This is a genomic window from Paenibacillus sp. FSL H3-0286 (genome assembly GCF_045040705.1).
GTDB lineage: Bacteria > Bacillota > Bacilli > Paenibacillales > Paenibacillaceae > Paenibacillus_AQ > Paenibacillus_AQ odorifer.
Genome location: NZ_CP150285.1, coordinates 3,711,050 through 3,736,141, shown reverse-complemented (window position 1 = coordinate 3,736,141; position 25,092 = coordinate 3,711,050). Strand labels below are relative to the sequence as shown.

The following is a 25,092-nucleotide window of genomic DNA, read 5'->3' as shown; positions in this document are numbered from 1 at the left end:
CGCTCTCTTCGTTTGATTTACTTGATTAAGCCTGCTTCTTTAAATTGCTTGATTACTGAATCTTTATACTTCTGCATGTCAAACTTAGTTTCCAATGTATTGAGGAAATTATCCCAGTTCGAAAGAGGCTCTTTGCCAGTCATAAATTTGACCAAGCTTTCATTAATGTAGCGTTGGCGGTCAGCAGCCAATGAATCGTTCGGGTCTTCAGTCAATAAATTCCCGGGCAACGTAGCCGCCACGTATTTCTGATTGTTCTCAAAAGCTTCTGCCGTCTTCGGATTCTGGAAGCTGAAGTACTCAGCATCATCACCACGACGCGGCATTCTATAATGATCGACCCATAAGTACTTTTCTTTCATTTCCTTTGATAATTCGGAGGTTTTATTTTTGATCTTGCCGTCTACCAAATCCCAATGAATCCCTTTAATTCCGTATGCAAAATTCGGATAGGCTTCTTTGTCCGTAAAGAGATAATTCAGCATGGACAAGATCCGAATGATTTTGTCCTTATCCGCTTTCTTGGATATGGCCCATGAATTGCCTTGGAACGATTTTCTCTCTACAATTTGATCACCATAAGGACCTGTCATTGGAGGAATGACGATCCATTCCGGCACCTCTCCACTGATTTCTTTCATTTTTTGCTGATAATCTGGTTCCAGCCTGCGGGCATCTCTTATCATAAAGCCAACTTTACCCTTAAATAACTTTTGGTCCAATAAATCGGGAGTATTCATCGTCACCCAGTCTGGATCTACAACTTTAGCTTCCATCATTTTATTGATATAAGCGAGTGCTTCTTTCATTTTTGGGTCGGTAAACAGGAACACTGGTTCATTGTCTTTCACATCAATGGCTGAGGGAGGATTGACACCAAACATCCACATCAAACTATCGAAGCCATAGGTTTGCAGATTGCCTTCTTTATTCATACCGCCTATGAATCCGTACGTATCATTTTTACCATTGCCGTCCGGGTCTTTCTCTGTAAAGGCTTTCATAACTTCAAATAGCTCGTCAGGTGTTGTTGGCACTTCCATATTCAGCTTTTTCAGCCAATCATTACGGATAAAGAAGCTTCGACTAATACCGTTTACATTATCATAACCTGGAACTCCAATGGTTTTTCCCTGATAGGACATCGCCTCCCAGGAGTCGTTGCTAAAACGTTTCTGCAATTCAGGAAATTGATCCAGATACGGTGTCAAATCCGCAAGAACGCCTTGGTCATAATATTGCGCGAGATCAGCCCGGCTCTTCAAAAAGATCAAATCTGGAATATCTCCGCCAGCAATGAGCGTATTTAATTTAGTCGTTGCTTGCCCTGATTGAGGAATCATCATTTCCAAGTCGATATTTACTGCTTTCTCCAACATTTGGCGTTGGATATCTTCTTCACGGGGAGGAATCGGAGCAGCAGCATTGAAAGTTCCTTGGTTAAACATCGAAATTTTCAATTTGGTTTCAAAGGGACTAGACTGGCCTTGTGAATTACCCGAAGCTGTCGATGTAACCTCTTTTTGTTCCCCACAGCCTGACAATACTGTTCCCACACCGACCATTGCTGTCAGAATAGCAAATGTAATCGCTTTACGTTGCATAATGACCTCTCCTTTGCTTCTATATTATCACGGTTTCCCCGTAACAACTCAGGTTGGAATATCTTTTTAACCTTTAACCGATCCCAAGAGCACACCTTTGGTAAAATGCTTTTGCATAAATGGGTAAACGATCAAAATCGGAACTGTAGTTACGACAACTGCTGCCATTTGTATAGCGAACGTACTAACAGCTCCGGTATTGGCAAGCGAATCAGCACTTTGTGTTGCGACGTTAAGCAGGATGTTGCGCAAGATCACTTGAAGCGGCATTAAGTTGGAATCATTGATATAAACAATAGCATCGAAGTAACTGTTCCAATGCCCGACTGCGTAAAATAATGAAATTGTGGAAAGGACGGGCAAGGACAGAGGTAAAATGATCCGCCATAACGACTGAAGTTCACTTGCACCGTCTACCCTCGCTGATTCCTCGATTTCAGCAGGCAATTGCTCGAAAAAGCCTTTAATGATCACCAGATTAAATGCACTAATGAGATTTGGAATGATCAATACCCACGGACTGTTTAGCAATCCCAGAGAGCGGACTAGTAAATAAGTCGGAATTAATCCTCCTCCAAACATCATAGTAAAGACAATGAATAGTAAAAATGGGCTGCGACCCGGCAAATATTTTTTGGATAACGGATATGCCGCGATTACCGTAAAGAACACATTGAGAGCAGTGCCTACAATCGTTCGAAACAATGTGATTTTATACGCCTGCCCAATACCATGAGAAATGAATACTTCTTTATAGGCTAGAAAGGTAAAGGTTTCTGGTATAATAACAATTCCTCTTCTTAGCACTTCCGATTCTGGCGTTACTGAAACAGCAACCACATATAGAAAGGGTAGTAAGCAAAGTAGAGCTAGCAAAATAAGAATAAAATAAACGAATGCTTGCCAGACCTTTTCTCCGATTGTCAAATTGATCATTTTGATAACCACCTCACCAAATTTGCCCATCGAATTTTTTGGCGAGCTTATTCGCTGCCAACACTAAAACAAATCCGATGACCGCTTTAAATAATCCCACAGCAGTAGCCAAGCCAATCTTAAGTCGCTCGAGCCCTTCACGGTATACCCATGTGTCGATAATGTCGATCTTCTCCTGATTAAAGCTGTTGGCAAACATGAATATTTGGTCAAAACCAGCATCCAGAATATGGCTTAATTTAAGGATCAGCATCAGAATCATCACGCCTCGAATGCCGGGAAGTGTTACATGCCATAGCTGTCTCCACTTGGAAGCGCCATCAATTCTAGCCGCTTCATATAAGCTTGGATCGATTCCTGCTAATGCTGCAAGGTACAATATCGCTCCCCATCCAATATCCTTCCATATTTCAGATAAGATGATCAGCAGTCTGCCCCAGGCAGGTTCCGTTAGGAATGAGATGGGTTCAACTCCAGTTTCCTTCAATATCATGTTAAAAAGACCATCCCCTGGGGCTAATAATGCCACCATCATTCCATAAACAATGACCCATGATAGAAAGTGGGGTAAATAAGTGATCGTTTGAACGATTTTCTTAAACCATTGGGTATAAACTTCATTGAGCAGCAAAGCAAGTATGATAGGAGCTGAGAAACCGAACAACAGCTTATACAGGGATATGATAATCGTATTTCTCATGATGTCCCAGAAATAAACGCCGTTCATAAAATCTGTAAAATTTCTAAATCCCACCCATGGGCTATCCCATAGTCCCAAAGCCAGATTATAGTTTTTAAAGGCAATAATGATTCCCGCCATAGGAATGTATTTGAATACGGCAAAGTAAACTAATGCCGGGAACAAGAGAGCGTACATCACTTTATACTTTTTTATCGTCCTTATCCATGAGTTCCGCTTTTTGGGGAGGGGAATGGCGTCCGCTGCCAATTTTGCTTGCATATCATCACCTCGTCTTTATTTGTATTTGTATAATAGCATCCCCCTACTGGATAAATTTCTGTAATTTCAAGAATTTCTTATAAGATATTAAGTAAGTACAGCCTTGGATAATTCCAATACAATAGGCATGATTGTCTTGCATTAAAGCTCGTACAATAACTCTGGCTCGAAAGTTTGAGTATAGACCAAATACAATCCTGAGGACCCAAACAAAAAAAGCCCTAGAAAAAATTGGGCTTAATTTAATGAGTCATGTTTTTTATATAATGCATCCACGTATTTTATTTTCCATTACTAAAAATAATCACCACATCATCAACCGTCGCTGCATGCTCTTCCATTAGATGAATGGGATAAATCAATAATGCTTATGACTGAGCCAAAATTCCTTTAACAAACAATGAGACACTATGCTTGTAGAACTCTTCCTCGGTGACGAATTGGGATTGATATTGCCGGTGAATCAGCTCGCTCATCTGAAATCCGTAGCACATCGAGAGAAAAGACATTGCGACAAGACGCTCATCCTGTCTGGCGATAACTTTTTTCTTCTGCAAGCGTTCAAAATATTCAACCAGCAAGGAGTGAAGCTTCGCCGGCGGATCGGCGAGCATTCTGTCTAATTCGGGAAGCATTCCTTTGTCGCGGATGCCAATCAAAATGATGTCCGCATTTTTATGGAAAAACAAACGGTACTGCTGACTTACATTCAGCAGATCGACTTCCGGATTATCGGTCGCTTCCTCTTTTAACAGCTTCTCAAATTGCGGAATATCCGAATGTCTTTCAATGATGGCTTCCAATATGCCTTGCTTGCTTCCAAATTGCCGAAAAATCGTAGATTCATTGACTTTAGCTTCCGTTGCAATGGCTTTGGTGCTTACTCCCCGATAGCCATTCTTTTTGATGAGCTGTGTCGCGGCTTCAATGATTCTGTCTGAAGTTTGCATTGTAGTTCTCCTTTTGCATATGTTAATCCTATTCTACTACAAGTTCTGCATATGCAGCAGGGTCGGGGTTCATCATTTTGATAAATGTTTTTTAAGGCAAATCGCTTCTTTTTTCCCAGCGGCTTGGTTCCGTAATCTTGACATGATCAGGCACCAATTGCGTGAGCGTGCCTAATTTATCAAATGTAATCTGGATTCGGTCAGAGGGCAACAGCCATTCTTCGGTCTCGATTGCGCAGCAATCCGGTATCGTCCCCATTCCTATAATCGTGCCCGGGAGCGGTGTGAAAACTTTGAGAACCTCCTCCATCACTTTTGCAGGGTGTGCAGCATACTCGGATGTGCTCCCCTTCCAGTGCAGTCTCTCCCCGATGCATACATTCACATCCAGTCCCAGCGGATTGTCGATTTCATCCGGCGTAACCAGAAATGGCCCTATGCCTTTGCTGCGATCAAAATCTTTGCAGCGCGTCGGTCCGGTCAGCCCCTGGAAATCCGGCCATTGCACATCGCGGACAGTACTGTCATTAAAAATAACATAACCTGCAATGCAGTTCTCCATCCCTGTAACAAAGGCCAGCTCCGGCTCAATATCCAGGTAGGAAGAATACGAAGGCCAATGAATCGTATCTCCATCGCCAATTAATGCATTATGGTTACATTTGTAATAACTGAAAGTTACTTTATTCGGATCTTGCTGGAATTTTTCAGTGATTTTTTGTTTAAGCTCTTCTCTTTCCGGCCCTGTATATTCTCTTTGCAGCAGATTTACGCCAGCATTTCTCAGATGTCTTGGCGTCAGCCCGAAATCGATAAGCGCAGCCGGATTTGGAACTGGCGGCAGCAGTTTTACCGCTACAATCGGGCAGATTTCATTTTCATTAAATTGATGCGACTGTTCGACCGCATATTGCATTAATTCCTTAGCGGCATCATAACTTGCCGGTAAATAATGAAGATAGCTGTCCATACTTTCAAGACTGTCAACGAATGTTCCCTGCTTTTTCATGATTGCGGCAAAAGACACGACAAATTTCTCGTTAATTACAAGCCCAAACAAAGGTTCCTGGGATATTTTGGTTTGAAAGGTTACTAGCTTCATGTTGCAGCGCCTCCATACATGTAGTGTGATGTTGTTCTGTTACTATCATATCGTACAGCATAAATGCATGCAAGTACATGCTTGCATTTTTGTTTTCCGTTCTCTATAATAAAGCCATAGTCATTATGCCTTATCCTAAAAACATATACGTAAAGGAGAATTTTTATGAAGTATGGACGTATTATCCAAAAACCTCGCGTTAAATTTTTTGAAGTCGCAGATGGCGTCTTTGCTGGTATTTCGCCGTATCGCGGGATCAGTTGGGCCAATGCCGGATTCATCAACAAGGGTGATGGGTTGGTGTATGACACGTTCTTCGATTTGTTCCATGCGCGGGAAATGCGGGAGGCTTTTATGGAAGTAAGCAACGGCGGCTCTCCCGCATATGTGGTGAACTCGCACTATAACAGCGACCATGCCTGGGGAAACAAAGTGTTTGAAGATGCTTGTATTATTATGCACAAGGAAGCCTCTAGAGAGCGTCTCACCGAAAATATCGCTTGGATGGACAGCGTCATCAGAAGAGGAAAGAATTCTCCGGAATCGACTCCGGGCGAGCGGTTTTTTGCAGCGGAATTTGAAGGATTTGACCTGGAAGGCGTAGAATGGGTGCTCCCGAATATTGAGATAAAGGACGATATCAACATCCGTCTTGGCGATACAGAAGTTATGATTCAGAACGTAGCTCCAGCCCACTCTGATAGTGACTTACTGTTGTGGATGCCAAAAGAAAAAGTACTGTTCGCTGGCGATGTCGTGTTTAATGGTTGTACGGCATACAGCGAAGAGGGAACCCTCAATTGGGTTAAAGTGCTTGATCGCATTATTGATGAAATTAAACCCGAAATCGTTGTTCCAGGGCATGGCGCCATTTGCGGCTTGGATTTCGTAAAGGAGCAGAGAGACTACCTCTTGAACCTGATCAGCGAGTTCAACAAGCATTACAATGACGAAATCGATTCCTTGTCCCTGACCAAGCAAATGGATATTTCCCGCTTTCTTCATTGGATTCAGCCAGAACGCTTGTATGTTACAGTGGATATCCTATTGAAAAGCAAACGAGGGTTACCACCCCATCCAGTTTGGAATGAGGTGCCTGCTAAGCTGGAAGACATGAAAGCTTTTTTGGCTGGAAAATATGACAATCAGATCAAGCCATGGGACCCTATGAGTGTTTGGCAAGAATAGCAATTTACAGCTAACCTATGAAAAACAAAAAAACGGCCCTGTCGCAAATGATGCGAACAGCGGCCGTTCTTTTGTATTGTTCCACGGAATTAAAATCGGTGCTTAGAAACGATTATGATAAAAAATGAAGAAGGACTATGGTTTACTAGAGGGGAATCCCCCCAATTGGATGGGAGGAGATTCCCGTTGTTGTTGTATTTATTATTCCAAATAGCCTTCGGCAAGTTTCATTAGGGTTTCTTTGCTTACTTTATTTAGGTCACCCCGTAAAGTATAGGCGTATTTCACCTTTTTGTCTGGGCTCTCGTATACCCATTTCAGCTCGTGCGTCTGCGAAGGAGCAAATTCTGTATGCAGCATCTCTACTCCCTTCACTTGAACCTTCTCCTGCTTAAATTCAACCTTCTCGTCAATATACATTGTAGGATCGCTCTTTCCACTCAGATTAGTGATATCAACCCCGATTTTATCTTCGCCATTTTGATACGTAGCAAAGAGAAGGAAAAACTGATCTGTCATTTCAACCGGCATCATGGCATATCCCTGATTGGATTCTTCCGCCTGCCTTCTCAGCTTTTCTGCCATTTTCTTTTTTTCTTCCGAAGAAGGAGGATTCACTTCCTGAGCATTTTTAAAGATTACGTCCGCCTTTTGGAATGTATAATTTCCATTGATGTTGTCTGCGATCTTAATGGATTTATCCGTAATCTTATCGCGCAATTGAGATGGATCATGGAAGATCGTCAACTTTGTTCCAAGATCTGTTTGATGATTCGGGTTATTGGCAACCATATAGAACAGCCCAGCTTCCCCGTTCTTAAGCACCTTTTCCTTCACTTCAAAAAATGCCTTGAACCGCGCTGCCTCATCTTTCGTTTCTGTTTTTACGTAATCTTTTGTAGATTTAGTTTCATATACGACTTTGCCATCTTTATTGGTCAAAGAATGATATTGAACTGCCGCATAACCCGTGGAGGCCATTAACATCATCCCTACACACGCAGTCAGAACAACTTTATATTTCATAAAAAACCTCTCCTTTTCTTTTGGCTTAGCATGTATTATTCTCATTACTTTTCCTGTCAAGTCGGCGTCGGGAATGCGCGCGTCATCAAACAGTTTTTTCAAATCCCGATCCCTGTCCATATTCATACACTCCCACTCCCTTCACTTGCGCATAATACTTTCGAAATTTTGCAGATGTACGTTCGTATCTTTTACGAAGGCTGGCGCTGTTTTTACCGAGAATCAATCCGATCTCCTGATAGCTTTTATCCTCGACACAACGTAAGATTAACAAATTACGCTCTTCCGCCGATAATTTTGCCATGGCCTGATGTACGGATTCATCAAAATAGTTGGCTTCAATATGCAAATCGACTTCATTATTTTCTTTCTCATCTTGGTAAAAGAAAGGCAAATATTTCACCAACTTTCGCTTACGGATGATGTCGATACATTGATGGTAGGCAATCTTGTATACCCAGGCACCAAAATCCATCTGATATTGGGTATATTTTTTCAAGGTGCGGAAGGTCTTCAAAAATACCTCCTGTGCGTTTTCCTCGGCTTCGGCATAATTGCCCAGCATGTGATAACAGTAGAGAAAAATCGGTTTTTGATAAATCTCCATGATTTTCTCAAATTGTTCTGTGTTCCCATCCAACACATCTGCAATGATCTGATTTAACTCCGCATCATTCAAGCTGTCTCCCCCCCCCTTTCACTCTATACAACGAAGAGCTCGACCTAAAATGTGACTGCAATAAAAATCTCAAGAATAAATCTTCTTTATTAACCCCTCGTTTTTTAGCATCTCCCCTGGCACATATTGCTTTTCAAACTTTAATATTAATAAACATAACAAAGAAGCCCTTCTTGTGAGGGCTTTCTTTGTTTTTCTTACTCAAATATCAGGAGCCTATGAATAATTATTGAGGTTGAAAATCTGAGAACCCTGAGATTAGTACCCTCAACCCCTTGCTGACGCTATCGACCTTCCATACACCATTCGTAAATACGAGAGTGATCGTACGATCCTCGGCATATTGATCTTCTCCTGTTAGACCATTTGCCAATATAACCGATTGCGCAAGCGTGGCTAAAGTCTTGTTAATGTATACTGGCGACGAGGCAGGCGATTCATAGGTACTAGCTGTATTCAAGCCTTTATTTTGAACGATAGACTTAATTAATTTATCGGTAAAGTACGGTTTGAAGTAGGAACTAATATTTTTAATTGAAGAGATATCAGCTGCTTGATTTAATTTATCGGAGAGTTGTTTTAACCGTGGATCCATAATTTTCTGCTTATCAGAGATTTGAATAGATTGTTGCTCCATGTTGACTACGAGTTCCTTACCCCCCAATGTTATGGTCGCCTGCTTAGACTGTTGGTTCCATAAGACATTTGCACCTAGCGATTGACCGACAAAGCGTAGCGGAACATAGGTTGTTCCTTTAATGACCTGCGTGGCAGTATCTATATCAATATATTCCCGGTGCGGAATATCCGGGTTATCTGTAGTCGGTGGTGATTCAATAATTGCGCGTTTGAAATTTGCAGCAAGCCAGAGGGTCGTGTCTCCATTTTTAATCTTTACTTCTTTCTCCGTTTGAAACCATTCCACACTTGCGCCTAAATTTTCTGAAACAGCTCGTAACGGAATGAGAACTCGACCGTTGTTAATTTGGCCGTTATTTATGATCGTAGGTTTGGATGTATCCGCTGCAAAGCTATGCACCGGTATTACTGGAAGCACAAGTAAAGCTGAGGCAAATAAGGAAATCATCAATTTTTTCTTCATAATAAAACCTCCCATAATAGATTTATCTTAATAATAGAAGTTTTCCTTTCTTATTTTGTTTGAGTTGTTTGAATACCCAAATTGTTATAAGTTTATCCAATATTTATACACTATTACATGCAACGAATCTAGAGAAACTTCCATACTATTAATGAGCTGTAGCGTAAGCGATGCTGTATCTCAGAATCGCGTCCGTAGAAACATCAACAAATTGCCGAAAGCTTTAAGCGCTTTATTTGACTTGAAAGATTTAAGTACATCCAATGCGCTAGTTGAGAAGCACTGTCCGGGCCGGCGTTCGAGAATAAACCTGTTCATCAAGTCCTGCCGATCAATCTTTAAGTTCATATGACCACTCCGTTATATGACGAGTGTTTTCAAAATTTCAATACCAAATTCATCGCTGCATATTCTGCTTTCTCCAGGCCTTCGGTGTCACCCCTATCATTTTTTTAAATACTGTAGCAAAATGCTGACTTGTCTTAAATCCAAGTTCCATGGCAATATCCGTGATGGACATCTTCGATTCCTTCAGCATCTGGCTTGCACAATCTATACGAACTCGTTCCATATACACTATAGGCGATTGTCCATTCGTCTCTCGGAACACACGATAGAAATGCGACTCACTCAACCCGAACTCCTTTGCAAGCTGTTCAATTGAATAACGAGCAGATGGATTCTGCTGAAGTCTGTCCTTCAGCTGCTGCGTGTAGGTATGCATGTTTGGGGAATGCACAACAAGCTGCGAATGATGAAATAGATGCAGCAAAATTTCCATGACATAATGCCGAAGTTGAAATTCCAGCAGTACCGTACTCTGGTTCTGTAGAAGCTGCTTCAATTGTTTGAAATAGACGACAACGTCCTTGCTGACCAATTGAATGCGTGGACAGTTCTGCATCCAATTAACGAAGATCTGACGCTCCTCCTCTTGAAGCCCGAACCATTCCTTGTTTCGGGCTGGGTCGCGAATAATCATCCACCAAATGGTGGATGGACCAATATAATCAAATTTGGCACGGTGCCGCTCCCCCGGACTTGTATGTATAACTTGCTGGGCATTCGTATGGTATGTTTCGTCTCCGATCTCCCAGTCGACAGCCCCCTGATCAACATAGACGAATTCGTATGCATCCTCATGCACATGATTCGTTAAAGGCATCGCTTTGCTAAAATGGTCATACCCCATTAACAATAAATCCTTTACTCGAGCCGAGTTGCCATTCTCTCCCTCTATGACATATACCCACCGTTCATTTTTGATATGATTCGCCACAATCTATACTCCACCTCTGCTTGATTTGTTTCTGATCCTATTCAATATAAATCGAAAAGTCAAATGAGATAAATTGCTATACACTGAAATCGTGATTATGAGGAAGGAGCGATGAACTTGAATCAGAGCGCAACACACATTCACGTTATATTCAAAACACACTTGGATATTGGCTACACGGATTTCGCGAAAAATGTGACGGACCGATATATGGGGCAATTTTTTCCAAGTGCGATTCAAACAGCGAAATATTTTGCCGAGAACCCGGAGAAAGGTTCCTTTATCTGGACAACGGGCTCATGGTTAATCCATCATCTATTAAAGCACGGTTCCAACGAAGTAAGACAACAAGTCGAAGAAGCGATTGCAAAGGATTATTTAAGATGGCATGGTCTTCCTTTCACCACATATACCGAGTTATATGATCGCGAATTGCTTGACTATGGCATTCAAATGGCGACGCGACTTGATGAGCGATTTGGCAAGCGTACGATCGCAGCCAAAATGACGGACGTTCCCGGTCATACACGCTCGTTAATCACGCATATGGCAAAGGCTGGTCTAAAGTATTTGCACTTAGGCGTTAACCCTTCCAGCTATGTTCCTCACGTTCCTGAAATGTTCTTATGGCGAAATACGGACGGATCTGAAATTGTTGTCCACTACAGCAAAGATTACGGCACAACCTTTGACATCGAAAGTTTGAACGATATCCTTTACTTCGCGCATACCCATGATAATCATGGCCCTTCTACGGTGCAGCAGATTGAAGCTGAGTTCGCCAAGCTGCGAGAAGCTTATCCGCAGGTAGTGATACAAGCTTCCACATTAGACCAGTATGCCGAAAAGGTATGGGCTATTCGTAATACCTTAACTGTCGTAGAAGAAGAAATCGGCGATAGCTGGATTCACGGTTCTTCCACCGACCCTTACAAATTAGCATGTTACCGAGAATTGCTACGCTTGAAGAGTAAGTGGCTGCAAGAAGGGGCGTTAACAGACAGCGATGAAGAATATCGCAATTTCTGTGATGAGTTAATTATGATTCCTGAGCATACGTGGGGTGTAGATATCAAAAGATATCTTGCAGATTATATCCACTATGGTAAAGATGACTTCCAAGAAGCACGCAAACGCGATAAGGTCGATATCAACTTAAACCCGCTGGAATATCGGTTCTACGAAATGAACTCCCGCGCTGAAATGATTGAAATGTTTGGTGAGGAAGCCGATGCCAAGCTGAATGCACGTTCCTTTAGTCTTATAGAGAAGTCTTGGCAGGAACAGCGTGAATACTTGAAACAAGCAATCCAAGCACTTCAACCTGAACGACAAGAGAAAGCCGAAGTTGCCCTGCTCGCGTTGAAACCATCTCGTAGCACTCTAACGGATGCAACTATCTTATCAAGTGACCAGCCTTATGTATTAGGAGATTTTGAGGTTGTGTTTGAGGATAGTGGCGCAATTGTCGGACTGAAAGATGCTCGCGGTCGGGCATGGGCCGGTCCAAAAAATCAAATTGGTTTATTCTCCTACGAAACTTATTCGCAGGCCGATTATGACCGATGGTATCGTGAATATCATCTCAGTTGGAGACATACGCATGTGTGGGCAACCGGAGATTTTGGGAAACCAGGGATGGACTTAACCCACGAGTGGATAGCACATGAAGTTATGACACCAAGGCTTCAGTCCTTGCAGGCTGTCTTTTGTGAAGAGCAGGATGTCGTGCTTGCAAACCTACGTATGCCGAGAGCGGCATGTGAGTGTATGGGCGCTCCACGGGAATTAACGCTTGAGTATGTCTTTAAAAAACATACGCATACAGTGGAATGCAAGCTGCAGTGGTTTGACAAAGATGCCTATCGCCTTCCCGAAGCCTCTTGGATGAGCTTTAATCCGATCGTGAACAATCCAAATCAATGGAAGCTGGACAAAATCGGTCAACTCATCTCACCTTTGGATGTCGTTCAAGGTGGAAATCGCAATATGCATGCGGTTCAGCAAGGGATGTACTATGCAGCAGCAGATGGAAAAGTGCAAATCGATACGTTGGATGCTGCACTTATCTGTCCTGGGAAGCCACGCTTGCTTCAGTTTGATCATACTTTTGCTCCGCTTACCGGAGGTATGCATGTGAATTTGCATAACAATGTATGGGGAACGAACTTCCAAGCATGGTATGAAGAAGATGCTTTGTTCCGCTTCAAGCTGTATTTTCAAACTCATATATAATTTCCCTTCGTTTATATCTCGATTGGATAATCCTGTAATTCCGAAAGGAGCTCTACGATGAATCAGCACAAACCTTGGACAATTTACGTCATTCAACATTCCCATACCGATGTCGGCTATACCGAGCGTCAAGAAAAAATTCGTCAATATCATGTCAATTATATTCGGCAGGCTCTGCAAATTGTACGTGATATTGAGAGCGGCGCCAGACCTGACTTAAAAGGCTATAAGTGGGTATGTGAAACCTATTGGCCTGTTGAATCCTTCCTATTGAAAGCCACAGACATAGAAAAAGAAGAACTCGCTCATGCGGTGAAGAAAGGTTATATCGGTCTCTCCGGCACCTATCTCAATTTCGGTGAGCAATTAAATCAAGAGATACTCTCTATCATGATTAAGCGGATAACAGATTATGGACAATCGATTCAATTCCCGGTACGTTCTGCGATGACGGCAGACATTACAGGCTTTGGTTGGGGATACAGTCAAGTGCTGGCGGATGCAGGTATCGAGAATTTGATTACATGTATTCATACGCATCATTCCATGTTTCCACTGTGGAAGAAGCAGATTCCGTTCTGGTGGGAAACGCCGAAAGGAGATCGTATTCTCACCTGGAGCGGTGAGCATTACATGTTCGGCAATGATCTTGGATTGACCCCAGGCATTGGCGGATCTTATACGATTCGCGATGATCATGATGTCCGAAACGGTGTATCCTTTGTAGTGGCCGAAGCACGTTTTGATCGTTATTTACAGCAATTGGTTGCTGATGGTTACACGTTCCCGTTCGTACCGGTGATGGTGTCCGGACTTCCTACCGACAACGGCTCGCCGAACGCAGCGTTGATGGATTTTGTGAATCCATGGAATGAGAAGCATGGCGAACGCATCCGGATTCAACCGGCGACCTTGGACGATTTCTTTGCAGATTTGAGATCTTATGCAGAGGAGCATCCCGAGGAAATCGAGACCTTCCGTGGGGACTGGCCAGATTGGTGGACAGATGGCTCGGCGACGACGCCGATGCATGTACAGATTTTCCGTGAAGCACAGCGTGTCTATACAAAGGTGAAGCTATTAGATCCCGCATGCGAGATCGTCTCCAAAGAACGTCTTGAAGCAATGGAATATGAGCTAGCGCTATTCGCTGAGCATACATGGGGTTATCATTCCTCGGTCACCGAACCTTGGAATCCGTTCGTTCAAGAGCTTGGCTGCAGGAAAGAAGCCTATGCGGCCAATGCCAGCTCACTCGCTCATACCGCTTTATACGACATCCTTGAGGCTCGCGGTGACGCTTTGCTTCGTCCTAATTGTCCAATGAAATTTGAGTTATATAATCCTAATGATTTTGCGCAAACTGATTATGCTGAACTCATTATGGAAGGCTGGAATATATCGGAATTGAAGAACGGTTTTGAAGTCATGGATGAATCGACGGGCACTGAATATGAGGTGCAAATGGTTACAGGGCACCGCGGTGTCATCCTTACCATTCCGGTAACGCTTCAGCCAAAGCAGCAGGTACAATTGACGATCAAGTCTCTTATCAATCACAAACCTGTAACTGCGTATCGAACAGATTACGTAGGCTCGGATCGTATGTTGGATATCATCCCGCCAGTCGCACCGAAGCTTCAGGTTACGCCGAAATATATGGAATCGCAATACGTAAGACTTGAATGGGAGATCGGTGCTGGCATCACGAAATGGATCGACAAGACCGTGAATCAGAACCTGCTTCGTGCAGATCGGAATCACCATGCATTTTCTCCTGTTTATAATGTGACTCGGGCAGCTAACGAATTTGGTATGTATGATGTTCGGCGCAAGATGGGACGCAATCGTAGAGGCCCTGATGCAATTACTTCTGTGGGAACACTGGTTAATGTTGATATTGTTGAAAAAGGCGCACTATACGCTAAAGTTCGTCTGACATACAGCGTCAATGGCTGCAGTCATTATTCCTTACTTGTCACCTTATACAGTGATCGTGCGCGAATTGATGTTGCCGTACGCATGCATAAGGAAAGTGTATGGGACCCAGAAAATCTATACATTTCTCTTCCGTTCGGAAGTGCTCCCTCTTCACCGCAGCAAGAACTATGGATTGAAAAAACCGGTGCGTCAGTACGACCGCGTATCGACCAACTCCCGGGTTCCCTTGCCGATTTCTACTGTGTTGATGAGGGTGTGGCGTATATCAGTGAAGGACGAGGGATTGCGATTGCCATGCCGGACACGCCGCTGATTCAAATCGGTTCATTAGACTATGAGGATCGTCTTCTGAGCGGCCATCCGGAGCTTGCCCATGATCCAGCCCACCTGTACTCATGGCCCATGAATAATTATTGGGAGACAAACTTTAAGGCGACACTGGGAGGATTCTATGAATTCCGATATTATGTTACTTGGGGTGAGGAACTTCATACCCCAGAATCTGCAATGAAGGCGTGCAGGAGCATGAACGCGGGTATCCTGTCTTGGAGAACAAATTTATAAGCAATAATCATTGAAAATAATCTCCCTACAAGATGTCTCTTCTCCCTTAATATAGTAAACTAAAAAGTTGATCTGCAAAATAGATCAACTTTTTAGTGTCACGTAAATTGAGGGCTTCTCCGAGATTAAACCCATTGCTTCTTCCAGACGCTCCAATTTACGTGTGCTAATACAATTTGAGCCGGTTTAGCGTTTTTCTCTGAAGCGATTTTTACTACCAGTTTTTGAAGAACTGCTCATCGTTTAAGACAAACGTGGATTATAGTCTAGGCGAGAATCGCAAAACAGGCTAAAGAACTGCTCCCGATATTACACCGGAAGTTATTCTTTAGCCTGTTGCTTGGTAAGATTGATCGAATGCTCAGAGGAGCTCTTGCTTTTTTTACACTCCAACTTCTCCGATCATTTGCTGTTCGATTTGTTTCATCTCATAAAAATAGCCTTTTTGCCCCATCAACTCCGAATAGGACCCCGTTTCGACTAGCCTGCCTTGGTCCATGACCACAATCTGGTCCATCTCTTCCAATCCGGTTAGCCGATGACAAATCAGGAGAAGCGTATCATTAGCCGCCTGTGCGTAGAGATGCTTCAAAACATGATGCTCTGTCACATAATCCAGCGATGAAGTGGGTTCGTCCAGAAGCCATACCCGTCCTTTGCGGAGCATCGCTCGCGCCAGAGCCAACCTCTGCTTCTCGCCGTCTGACAGATTCTCCCCTTTTTCATACACCATATCGGTCAACGATGTATCGGGCAGCTGCATTTTTGCTAGCACATCCAACAATTGTTCGTCTGCATGTTCTTCTCCATTCAGCAGCAGGTTGTCCCGGATCGTTCCCCGGAAGAAATGACTTTGCTGAAACACTACAGTAGCCGTTTGCCAAATGCTCGTTTCATCCAGTTCCTTCACCGAAATGCCGTTTAACCGTATATCACCGGCCGTTGGTGTTCGCAGCTTGAGCAGCAATTCGATAATCGTTGATTTTCCTGATCCACTCGGCCCGACAATCGCCGTTTTGGAACCAGGTAAAATGTGCAGGGATACATCCCTGAGCGCCGGTCTCCACTCCCCTTCATATTGAAACGTAACATCGGATAGCTCCATCGTAACGGCATGATCAACAGACAATGTGCCACTTGGCTGCGAAGACTGCTCATCAAAGGTCTGAACTGTTTCCGTCAGTCGTTTGGCTGCGTGTTCGCTATCCTCTTTATACGCGGGTAATGTGGCCATAGCCGCCGCTTCTTCAAATACGGTTTGTGATGCCATAACCAGCATGGCAAGAAATACGCCTGCAAGCGCTCCTTCCATAATTAAATAGGCGCCAAGCGTAAGCACTCCCCAGGAAACGAAAAACGTAACAAAAGTGTGCATCGATTGCCCGCGCAGCAGTTGCCCGGCTGCTCGTTGCTGCTCAGCTGCCAATACAGTGGAAGCATGCTGGAGATGTTCCTCCCGCTGTGCCAATTGACCATATACTTTTAAATCCCGGAAACCGTACAACACTTCGGTAACTTCCGTGGACAGCTGCGCCCTCTGCTCACGAACGCGTCCATGTATTCTCCGCTGCCCGAGTAACACAATTCCCGGTACAACGAATGCCGTTACCAGCATACCTATTACAAACAAAACGGCAATCCAGATCGAAAAGGTAGAAGTAAACAGCACCGTAGCCAAAAACACCATGACGACCATGATCGGAGGATAAGCGACTCGCAAAAAATAATTTTGCAAACTTTCCACATCCCCAACGATCCGCGCAAGCAGATCCCCGCTTCGATTTTTGTTCAATATACCAGGCGTTAAAGGAATAAGCTTGGCAAAAAAGGATGTACGTAAACGGCTAAGTATGGAGAATGTCGCCCGGTGAGAATACAAGCGTTCTCCATAACGACTCGCCGCCCGAAGCAGACCCAGCAGTTTGACCATGGAGGTGAGTACAATTAAAGTATAAAGCGGTGGCGCAAATACCGTTTGCGAAATCAGATATCCGCTCGCAGAAAAGAGTGCCACACCGGCTATGCCGGCGATAAATCCACCCAAAATCGAAAGAATGATATCCTTGCGCTCCTGAATCATCGCCTTTGACAGAACAGCCAGTTCATTCATGAGGATATCCCCCCTTTCCGCTCTACATCAATCATCTCGGCATACTGAGGCAGGCGCTCCAGAAGCTCGTCATGTCGTCCCGAGTCCACCAACACTCCATTGTCCATAAACAAAATCTTGTCGGCTTGTTGAATCGTATATAATCGGTGAGCTACCGTAATCATTGTAGCCGTTTTTGCCAGTTTGGCTATGGAGCGTTGCAGTACCCGCTCGGTGTGCAAATCAAGTCCAACTGTGGGTTCATCAAACAAAATGATAGCAGGACGCTTCAAAAAAGCGCGTGCTAAGGCAAGCCGTTGCTTTTCCCCACCAGACAGTCCCCGGCCTCCTTCACCAACAAAGGTATCAAATCCATGCTCTAATTGGGCTGTAAGCGCAGCGAGTCCTGCTTCTTCCCCCGACCGCTCAATTTCTGCTCTGGAGATGCTCCTACGAGCACCAATCGCAATATTTTCAGAAAATGTGCCTGCAAAAATATACGGATGCTGTGTAATGTAGCTAACATGTTCGAACCATTCGGTTTCATCGTATTGCGAGAGTGGACTTCCATTCACCAGAAGCGTTCCCGATTCTGGTTTCAGCAGACCGGCAATGAGATGTAGCAAAGTCGTTTTGCCGGAACCGCTTTTGCCAACAATGGCAATGTGTTCTCCTGGACTAAGCTGGATCCGCCCCGTCTTAAGCTCGAAAGAATCTGGAGCATACTGAAACCGGAGTTGGTCAATTACGATGGACGGCGGTATTAAAAGGTCTCCAGAATGGGTGAGTTCCAATTTGCTTATTCTGTCGGTCCTATCACCGACCTTATCCATGCTGTCGATCTCGTCGATTCCATCGGTTGTTAATGCTCCTTCAATGCCATTAGCGTCCCTGCTCCCCCCTGCCGTTTCCTCAAGCATCTGTTCTACCTTACGAACCGCACCCATACTTGTCCGGCCGCTGTGAAAGGCCGTTCCCGTATTCTTTAACAGGTTGTAAAACTCGGGAACGAGCAGCAAAACGAGAAAGGCGGTGTGGAACGTCATAGATTTGAAAACGAGCAACTGGATGGCCAGTTCAAGAGCGACAATGCCAATGCTTAGCATCACGATCGATTCCAGCATGAAGGTATTCGTAAACGCAATCTTCAAAATGCCCATTGTGGCATCACGATAACCCAAGCTACTGCGCTCAATCTCCTGTTGCTGACGGTGAGCCCGTCCAAATATTTTCAATGTCACCAGTCCTTGAAGAGAGTCTAGAAACGTCCCTGAAAACTCAGCCAGTTGCGCGTATTTTTCTTCGGACTTGTTCTTCGTTTTCAGCCCTACCAAAATCATGAACAGCGGGATGAACGGAGCAGTAAACAATAGAATGAAACCTGTGTTGGCATGTTGGATAAATGTAACGACCAAAATCAGAACCGGGATGATAGCAGCTTCCATCATACGCGGCATGTATTGACTGAAATAACTATCGGCCTCATCCACAGCATCCAGAGCAATACTGACCTTTCCTCCCGTCTGTCCACGAAGGGTTGAAGGCATGGAGGCATGAGTCAAGTTTTGCAGCACGGCAGCGCGCATATTTGTCTTAGCAGTGGCAGCCATATGTAAGCCAACTATACCGTTTCCATAAGACAACAGTGTGCGTACAGCCATAACAGTTAGAAGTATGCCGAGCAACAGGATAACCGATGAAAATGAAGCTTTCTCGACAAAAATCCGTTGGACTGCTTCAGCAAGCAGTCCAGCCTGACTCACAATAGCTATACCGAGCGCGAGCGAAATGATTGCGAGGAGAGCCCTGTTTTTCCTTTGTGAAGACATTTGTTGAGAAATCAGACTGGATTTCCTCTTCACAGATCACACCTCCTTTATCTATAGGCTTGTAGGGAAACCTCAAACATGCCGTAATGGATTAAACAGCTTTATTTTTTCCCTTTTACATAATCCGCATCAAACAGGAAGAGTTTGAAGACCAGAATAAGGGATGGGATCAACAGGCATAGACCGCCGATAAACACAATTACTAACGCTAAACCCATTGCCGGTGAAGTTGCACTGCTCTGAATCGTGATATACGGATCAAGAATATAAGGGTATTGCCCAATCCCATAAGCGAAAAAGGCACAGAAAAACTGCAACATGACGCATATAAAAGCTAATCCGTAACGGCGTCCGTTATATAACAGCCACATCGCGATCATAAAGAAAGCAACGGAAAGTGCCAGCAACCACCATAAATCCATCATATTTTGAAAATGGCGCTCATTGTGTTGACCCAAATAGATAAATGCTGTCAGTGCGAGGATTATCGTCGGTGTGCTCCAAAACAGGGCGTAGTTGCGCATCAGCTTCAACGCGGAATGATCCTCCGCCCGAGAAGCGTAAAATGTCAGAAATGAGCCGCTAATGAACAAAACGGACACGATTGCCAGTCCAACGATACTCCACGATAACGGATTGGTAAACAGCGCCCAGTAATCCAGAGAAACCGTCTCCCCCTGCTTCACGATAAAGCCGCCTTCAGACAAAGTTAGCGCCACTGACAACGATGCTGGAATAAGCAAACCTGTAGCTCCGTACAAAAAAAGATATACTATGTTTTTCTTGGAACCGTAATTTTCAAAAGCATAGAATGAACCGCGAATCGCAAGAAGAATCACTGCAATGCTTCCCGGAACAAGTAACGCGGAGCCATAATAATAGGCTGTGTCCGGAAAAAATCCGACGATGCCAATATAGAAAAAGATAAAAAATACATTTGTAATCTCCCATACGGGTGATAAATATCGGGAAATCAGACGATTAATGAGATGATCCTGCTTCGTTAAACGTGCATAAAAGGCGAAGAAGCCCGCTCCGAAATCAATGGAAGCTATAATTAAATAGCCGTACAAAAACAGCCAGAGCACCGAGATGCCAATCAATTCGTAACTCATCATTCAGTGCCCCCCTTTTCCGCAGATTGATTAGGATGATCCTTCATCCATTTCTCCATCTCAGCTTCTGCCGGATTATTGTTGAACAAGCGTCTTAGCACGATTACACACATACTGCCGAGTACGATGTACAAGAGCAATAAGGCGAAGAATATAATTCTTACATTCGGTGAAGACGTGGCCGCCTCCTCAACACGCATATATCCACGGATAATCCACGGCTGTCGGCCAACCTCCGCATAAAACCATCCCAGCTCAACAGCCAGAAAAGCGAGAGGGGCGCTCAGTGCGATGATGCGAAGCATCCATTTGTTAAGCTCATTACGCTTTTTCCAGAACACAAACAGAAAATATAGAAACGAAATCGCGAGCAGAGTAAATCCAATTCCGACCATTAAATCAAACAGATAATGAACGAGAAGCGGTGGCCATTCTTCCTTGGGGAATTCCTCGAGCCCCGTCACCTCTGCATTAAAGTCACCAAAGGCCAGGAAGCTGAGCAGCTTCGGCAGATGAAGAGCCCCTAGAACTTCATGCTCTGCATTCAGCCATCCCAATAGTACCAAATCCACACTGCTGCTCGTCTCAAAATGCCACTCTGCCGCTGCAAGCTTCTCTGGCTGATGCTCGGCCAAAAACTTGGCGGACACATCACCGGCTAACGTGTTCAGCAAACCGAATAGTAAAACAACCGCCATCATGAGATTTAAAGATTTTTTGTGGTATGCGGACACACCTTTTCTCAGCATCGCGAAGGCTGCAATCCCGGCTAACAAGGCAGCTCCTGTCAAATAGGCCGAGCTTAATACATGGAACACTTTGGAGAACGTCGCCGTATTCAGCATCGCTTGCACCGGGTTAATCGCTGTGAATTGGCCTGCTTCCATGACAAAGCCCTCAGGCTGGTTCATGAATCCGTTCACCGTCGTAATAAAAACGGCAGACATGCCTGCCCCGGCGACAATCGGAATCGTCAGCAGCCAATGGATATACGGATTTTTGAAGCGATCCCACGTATACAAATAAATGCCCAAGAAGATAGCTTCAAAAAAGAACGCGAACACCTCCATGAATAACGGAAGTGCAATGACATTCCCAGCCAGTTTCATAAAATTCGGCCATACCAGGGCCAGCTGTAGTGAAATCGCTGTACCGGTCACGACACCAACCGCCACAGAAATGACAAATCCTCGAGACCACCGCTTTGCCATAAGTGTATAATGGGGGTCCTTCTTCCGAATCCCGATAAACTCTGCTATAGCGATCATTAGCGGTATACCGACGCCAATCGTCGCAAAAATAACGTGGAACCCGAGAGTCAAGCCTGTCACCAGCCTGCTCCATAGCACCGTATCAATTGCCATTCTTTAATGCTCCCTTCAAAACACTGTTCATTTTTCTATGATTAGGCCTGCTAACTGTTGGCTGCATTCAATATCAGGTTTAGCAAGGTTCAGCGACATCGTTGCCTGTTCGTTTTAGTATGACGTTCATCGTTCTTTGCTATGTAAAAAGAGAAAAAATTCACAAAGCAAGAGTTGGCGAGCCCGATTTACCTGATACTGAGCAGTCAAAATTATAATGTGACCTAATGATTAAAATCATCTTATCTTAAATTGCAAGTAATTCAATCACAGATATCTCTTAATCCCTAAACGTTCAAGAAAGGGTCAAATCTTTCTGACAACTCAGTGAATAACACAAAAAGTACCCGAAGGAGCTATTGATTGATTAGTGCATATGTGATGTCACAAGTTCCCTCCTACTTCGATGCTGGCAAAAAAACGATATTTTCTCATTTTGAGCCGTAATATATCCCCTTTTTTGCAACAAAAAAACACTGACTCAAATCATCAGTGTTTTTTGAATTAAAGCTAATTTCATCTTTGTCATGACAAATCTTGAACTGCTACTATCATTTAGTACGACCGTAGAAAAAAGAATACCCATCTGATTTCCCAAGCTTAGTCGTCTCCGTTCCGTCCACTAGCTTGACCGCTTTCAGCAACGATACAATTTGCGTATGCATTAGCTTTGCATCAAATTTGTCCATCTCTCTGTTGTCACTATCCACGAGCAGATAGTCGGGCATTGGAATGAAACCAATCACCGGTATCCCTGCTTCAAATAAGGGCTGACTCTCTCCAAACTCAAACTTGTTATGTCCACGCAATAATACAGTACGTGTGCTATCTGTCTTTTCAATAGCCTTCAGCCAAATGCCTGCCATCATTTCATTGCCTGCATAGGTATATTCTGTACTTATTTGTCCAGTTGGACCATAATGACCCGTATCATCGTCCTTCCACTCCATGCTGCCTAAATGCTCAACCGTAATTCCAGCTACAGCTTTTAAATGGCCATTCTTGCCATCCCACAGCTCTCGATGCCCCTCCATCCAGGTGGAAGTTGCCTGAGAGGACCCTTTGAACTCCGGTAATCTAAAATGCCCTGTCACAAAAGCAAATATCATCGTACGTTCCGGCTGCTCCTGCTGTAAGTAACGAATCATAGACAGCATGCCCACAGCGCCATTCTCCTCCACCACATTTATCCCATCCGTATGAGTATTTACGATAATTGCTTCGTCTTTATTCTTACCGTCAATTTTCACATAAAAGGATTCTGTTGGGGCATCTTTTTGTATTTCCGCTTCTAAAATAACCGTACCTTCTTTATGCTCCTGAGCTGCGCTGATCACCTTTTTCCCTTCCGTTTCATTAACCCAAATCGCAGGGATTCCAGCATAATCGGTGGTAAAAGGCACATATTGCTCTTCAACCTTATCGTCAGATACCCCTTTCCAGACTAAAACAACAGCTTTTACGCCCATTTCCTTCGCTTGCTCCAATTTAGCTTCTTTTAATGCTGTAGTGAGGACCAGATCGCCTTCATTTGGGGCAATTTGGTTGTCCATTGGTGATGAATCCCGCATATTCATAACGATCCCACTTGGAAAATTTCTGAAATTCTCAATTTCAATGACAGCAATTTTTCCGCTGGCCTGGCCATATTCACCACGCTTCGTATACACCAGCTCCCCAGTTACACCTTTTTCGTCAGTTTCCCCGGAATAGGGAAAAGCTGAAGAGACATGAATTTCCTGCTGATCAATCATTAAAGCACTGTTCTTTTCTTCCCATCGGTCAAAAGTATAGCGATCACGATAAACTTGCAGCCCCATATCCGATACCTGCTGCTCCAGCCAAGCAATAAACTGATTGTGACCCTCAGAGCCGGTTGTACGGCTTCCAAAAGAATTCATTACTTCAATATCTTTGAGCATCACTGCTGCAGAATCCAAATTGCGTTCATCGATCGTCACTGTCGTATCAGCAGCTAATGCTACAGGTGTTGTAATAGGTTTTGCATAGACTCCAATACCCCAAAGTGCAGTAACGATAAGTGCAGCAATGCTGAATAACACTTTACGAACCACTAGAAACGGAGTAACTCTTCTGCTTACCTTTTGCCCCAAGAGTCCTCTCCATATGCCCGCTATGATCAGCAAGAGGATAGAAAGCGCAAGCAGCCAAAAATTTCTTGTTAGTAAGAATAACCCTTCTGCCACCATCGCACTAATAAATACTACATGTAACTTCTCACGCTTCTTTAATAGTAAAAAAGAGATGCCTAATTCTGCTAATAAAAAGATGATGGTCACGATTGAGATTACCGTTTCTTCGCCAATGAATACCGTAGCACTTAGTGCTAGGATCAAAAGCAGCACTGCTGACAATCGTCTATATAAGATTTCTAACATGACGCCCTCCCATTTTAACTAACGATTATTTTGACATTACATTTGTAATGCCTTATGGTTTTAGCATATTGAAAAGACTCATGAAAAACAATGAAACGAACATCAGAATGTACAAACGGAGGGGAAATGTCATCTCAAATCATGAATTATACAGTCCAAATACCTCTCAGCATCGTTCCAATAAAGAAACCAACCGTTTGACAAGAGAAGCCATCTGTACGGCATTAGTCTTCTTGATCCAGGAACAGCCTTTTGACAAAATCACCATCACCGATATTGTGAAGCGCGCAGGGGTTTCTCGAACAGCCTATTACAACAACTATTCCTCCAAGCAAGAGATCCTGGTGGATTTGGTCGATTCGCTTATTTTTGAAATTAATCAAAAACTCTTACCTTACACCAATGAATTAACAGGCAAAGCTAAAGAACCTCAAAAATTTATCAAAGTGCTTTTTGAAGTTATTTTTCAGCAGCGGAACATCTACAAAGCACTTCAGAGTGCAAAGTTTGATCATGTAATTCTGGATTGCTTGAATGAAATGATGCTTTCTACTGCTCATGACAAAAGCGACGAGAATGTGTACCGAATATACTTTAAAGCGGGGGCCCTCTATAATGTTCTCCTTAAATGGATACAATCAGACTTTGCAAAATCCATAGACGAAATGACCAAAATTTGTCTTGAGGTATACCATACTCCAATGTCCCAGGAATAAGGTTTAAAAATCG

18 protein-coding genes are annotated in these 25,092 nt (G+C 43.7%); 4 read left to right on the top strand and 14 right to left on the bottom strand.

The features are described 5' to 3' along the window. Window positions 1–17 precede the first annotated feature (17 nt). The 5 genes from MHB37_RS16780 to MHB37_RS16760 all read right to left on the bottom strand — a co-directional run bounded on the left by MHB37_RS16780 (window position 18) and on the right by MHB37_RS16760 (window position 5,553). Complete coding sequence (locus MHB37_RS16780; protein WP_036677074.1) at window positions 18–1,604, bottom strand: extracellular solute-binding protein; 1,587 nt, start codon at window positions 1,602–1,604, stop codon at window positions 18–20. 66 nt (window positions 1,605–1,670) lie between these two features. Further along, complete coding sequence (locus tag MHB37_RS16775; protein WP_036677077.1) at window positions 1,671–2,540, bottom strand: carbohydrate ABC transporter permease; 870 nt, start codon at window positions 2,538–2,540, stop codon at window positions 1,671–1,673. 13 nt (window positions 2,541–2,553) lie between these two features. Continuing rightward, the gene (locus MHB37_RS16770; RefSeq protein ID WP_036677080.1) at window positions 2,554–3,501 is read right to left on the bottom strand and encodes a sugar ABC transporter permease; all 948 of its coding nucleotides are present in this window, start codon (window positions 3,499–3,501) and stop codon (window positions 2,554–2,556) included. A 368-nt stretch (window positions 3,502–3,869) separates the two neighbouring features. Beyond that, window positions 3,870–4,451 (bottom strand): TetR/AcrR family transcriptional regulator, encoded by a 582-nt coding sequence (locus tag MHB37_RS16765; protein WP_076279708.1) that lies wholly within the window; start codon window positions 4,449–4,451, stop codon window positions 3,870–3,872. Between the two features lie 91 nt (window positions 4,452–4,542). Beyond that, window positions 4,543–5,553, bottom strand: coding sequence for a fumarylacetoacetate hydrolase family protein (locus MHB37_RS16760; RefSeq protein WP_312149994.1), 1,011 nt, complete (start codon window positions 5,551–5,553; stop codon window positions 4,543–4,545). Between the two features lie 165 nt (window positions 5,554–5,718). On the opposite strand from MHB37_RS16760, the gene MHB37_RS16755 reads away from it, so the two are divergent. Beyond that, the gene (locus MHB37_RS16755) at window positions 5,719–6,741 is read left to right on the top strand and encodes an MBL fold metallo-hydrolase (protein ID WP_405168269.1); all 1,023 of its coding nucleotides are present in this window, start codon (window positions 5,719–5,721) and stop codon (window positions 6,739–6,741) included. 201 nt (window positions 6,742–6,942) lie between these two features. Here the strand turns inward: MHB37_RS16755 and MHB37_RS16750 are convergent, their stop codons facing one another. The 4 genes from MHB37_RS16750 to MHB37_RS16735 form a co-directional block, all read right to left on the bottom strand. Beyond that, the gene (locus tag MHB37_RS16750; protein WP_076281795.1) at window positions 6,943–7,767 is read right to left on the bottom strand and encodes a hypothetical protein; all 825 of its coding nucleotides are present in this window, start codon (window positions 7,765–7,767) and stop codon (window positions 6,943–6,945) included. Window positions 7,768–7,852: 85 nt separating this feature from the next. Then, entirely contained in the window at window positions 7,853–8,446 is a 594-nt protein-coding gene (locus MHB37_RS16745; RefSeq protein ID WP_076281796.1) for an RNA polymerase sigma factor, read from the bottom strand. A gap of 226 nt (window positions 8,447–8,672) precedes the next feature. After that, window positions 8,673–9,548, bottom strand: coding sequence for a stalk domain-containing protein (locus tag MHB37_RS16740; RefSeq protein WP_076126533.1), 876 nt, complete (start codon window positions 9,546–9,548; stop codon window positions 8,673–8,675). A 397-nt stretch (window positions 9,549–9,945) separates the two neighbouring features. After that, on the bottom strand, window positions 9,946–10,827 hold the full coding sequence (locus MHB37_RS16735; RefSeq protein ID WP_076126531.1) for an AraC family transcriptional regulator: 882 nt from the start codon (window positions 10,825–10,827) through the stop codon (window positions 9,946–9,948). Window positions 10,828–10,944: 117 nt separating this feature from the next. Between MHB37_RS16735 and MHB37_RS16730 the strand changes: the two genes are divergently transcribed. Both MHB37_RS16730 and MHB37_RS16725 read left to right on the top strand, forming a co-directional pair. Then, window positions 10,945–13,062 (top strand): DUF5054 domain-containing protein, encoded by a 2,118-nt coding sequence (locus MHB37_RS16730; RefSeq protein ID WP_179088132.1) that lies wholly within the window; start codon window positions 10,945–10,947, stop codon window positions 13,060–13,062. Window positions 13,063–13,119: 57 nt separating this feature from the next. After that, window positions 13,120–15,567: a glycoside hydrolase gene (locus tag MHB37_RS16725; protein ID WP_405168268.1), complete on the top strand. Its 2,448-nt coding sequence runs from the start codon at window positions 13,120–13,122 to the stop codon at window positions 15,565–15,567. Between the two features lie 382 nt (window positions 15,568–15,949). On the opposite strand, the gene cydC is transcribed toward MHB37_RS16725, so the two are convergent. The 5 genes from cydC to MHB37_RS16700 form a co-directional block, all read right to left on the bottom strand. After that, entirely contained in the window at window positions 15,950–17,677 is a 1,728-nt protein-coding gene (gene cydC, locus MHB37_RS16720; RefSeq protein WP_340393610.1) for a thiol reductant ABC exporter subunit CydC, read from the bottom strand. Beyond that, on the bottom strand, window positions 17,674–19,518 hold the full coding sequence (cydD, locus tag MHB37_RS16715; RefSeq protein ID WP_340393608.1) for a thiol reductant ABC exporter subunit CydD: 1,845 nt from the start codon (window positions 19,516–19,518) through the stop codon (window positions 17,674–17,676). Before cydD ends, cydC begins: the two co-directional genes overlap by 4 nt. A 68-nt stretch (window positions 19,519–19,586) precedes the next feature. Continuing rightward, window positions 19,587–20,603 (bottom strand): cytochrome d ubiquinol oxidase subunit II, encoded by a 1,017-nt coding sequence (locus tag MHB37_RS16710; RefSeq protein ID WP_076126522.1) that lies wholly within the window; start codon window positions 20,601–20,603, stop codon window positions 19,587–19,589. After that, complete coding sequence (locus tag MHB37_RS16705) at window positions 20,600–21,964, bottom strand: cytochrome ubiquinol oxidase subunit I (RefSeq protein WP_248548643.1); 1,365 nt, start codon at window positions 21,962–21,964, stop codon at window positions 20,600–20,602. Before MHB37_RS16705 ends, MHB37_RS16710 begins: the two co-directional genes overlap by 4 nt. Window positions 21,965–22,515: 551 nt before the next feature. Then, the gene (locus tag MHB37_RS16700) at window positions 22,516–24,363 is read right to left on the bottom strand and encodes a hypothetical protein (protein ID WP_340393603.1); all 1,848 of its coding nucleotides are present in this window, start codon (window positions 24,361–24,363) and stop codon (window positions 22,516–22,518) included. A gap of 80 nt (window positions 24,364–24,443) precedes the next feature. On the opposite strand from MHB37_RS16700, the gene MHB37_RS16695 reads away from it, so the two are divergent. Continuing rightward, the gene (locus tag MHB37_RS16695; protein ID WP_217696907.1) at window positions 24,444–25,079 is read left to right on the top strand and encodes a TetR/AcrR family transcriptional regulator; all 636 of its coding nucleotides are present in this window, start codon (window positions 24,444–24,446) and stop codon (window positions 25,077–25,079) included. The last annotated feature ends 13 nt before the right edge of the window (window positions 25,080–25,092 follow it).

What these genes read in the sequence shown, in the direction of transcription:
- MHB37_RS16695 (WP_217696907.1), top strand. Translation starts at nt 24,444, where the DNA reads ATGAAAAACAATGAAACGAACATCAGAATGTACAAACGGAGGGGAAAT.
- MHB37_RS16750 (WP_076281795.1), bottom strand. Translation starts at nt 7,767, where the DNA reads ATGAAATATAAAGTTGTTCTGACTGCGTGTGTAGGGATGATGTTAATG.
- MHB37_RS16780 (WP_036677074.1), bottom strand. Translation starts at nt 1,604, where the DNA reads ATGCAACGTAAAGCGATTACATTTGCTATTCTGACAGCAATGGTCGGT.
- MHB37_RS16705 (WP_248548643.1), bottom strand. Translation starts at nt 21,964, where the DNA reads ATGGCAATTGATACGGTGCTATGGAGCAGGCTGGTGACAGGCTTGACT.
- MHB37_RS16725 (WP_405168268.1), top strand. Translation starts at nt 13,120, where the DNA reads ATGAATCAGCACAAACCTTGGACAATTTACGTCATTCAACATTCCCAT.
- MHB37_RS16775 (WP_036677077.1), bottom strand. Translation starts at nt 2,540, where the DNA reads ATGATCAATTTGACAATCGGAGAAAAGGTCTGGCAAGCATTCGTTTAT.
- MHB37_RS16755 (WP_405168269.1), top strand. Translation starts at nt 5,719, where the DNA reads ATGAAGTATGGACGTATTATCCAAAAACCTCGCGTTAAATTTTTTGAA.
- MHB37_RS16765 (WP_076279708.1), bottom strand. Translation starts at nt 4,451, where the DNA reads ATGCAAACTTCAGACAGAATCATTGAAGCCGCGACACAGCTCATCAAA.
- MHB37_RS16710 (WP_076126522.1), bottom strand. Translation starts at nt 20,603, where the DNA reads ATGATGAGTTACGAATTGATTGGCATCTCGGTGCTCTGGCTGTTTTTG.
- MHB37_RS16770 (WP_036677080.1), bottom strand. Translation starts at nt 3,501, where the DNA reads ATGCAAGCAAAATTGGCAGCGGACGCCATTCCCCTCCCCAAAAAGCGG.
- cydC (WP_340393610.1), bottom strand. Translation starts at nt 17,677, where the DNA reads ATGAATGAACTGGCTGTTCTGTCAAAGGCGATGATTCAGGAGCGCAAG.
- MHB37_RS16740 (WP_076126533.1), bottom strand. Translation starts at nt 9,548, where the DNA reads ATGAAGAAAAAATTGATGATTTCCTTATTTGCCTCAGCTTTACTTGTG.
- MHB37_RS16760 (WP_312149994.1), bottom strand. Translation starts at nt 5,553, where the DNA reads ATGAAGCTAGTAACCTTTCAAACCAAAATATCCCAGGAACCTTTGTTT.
- MHB37_RS16700 (WP_340393603.1), bottom strand. Translation starts at nt 24,363, where the DNA reads ATGTTAGAAATCTTATATAGACGATTGTCAGCAGTGCTGCTTTTGATC.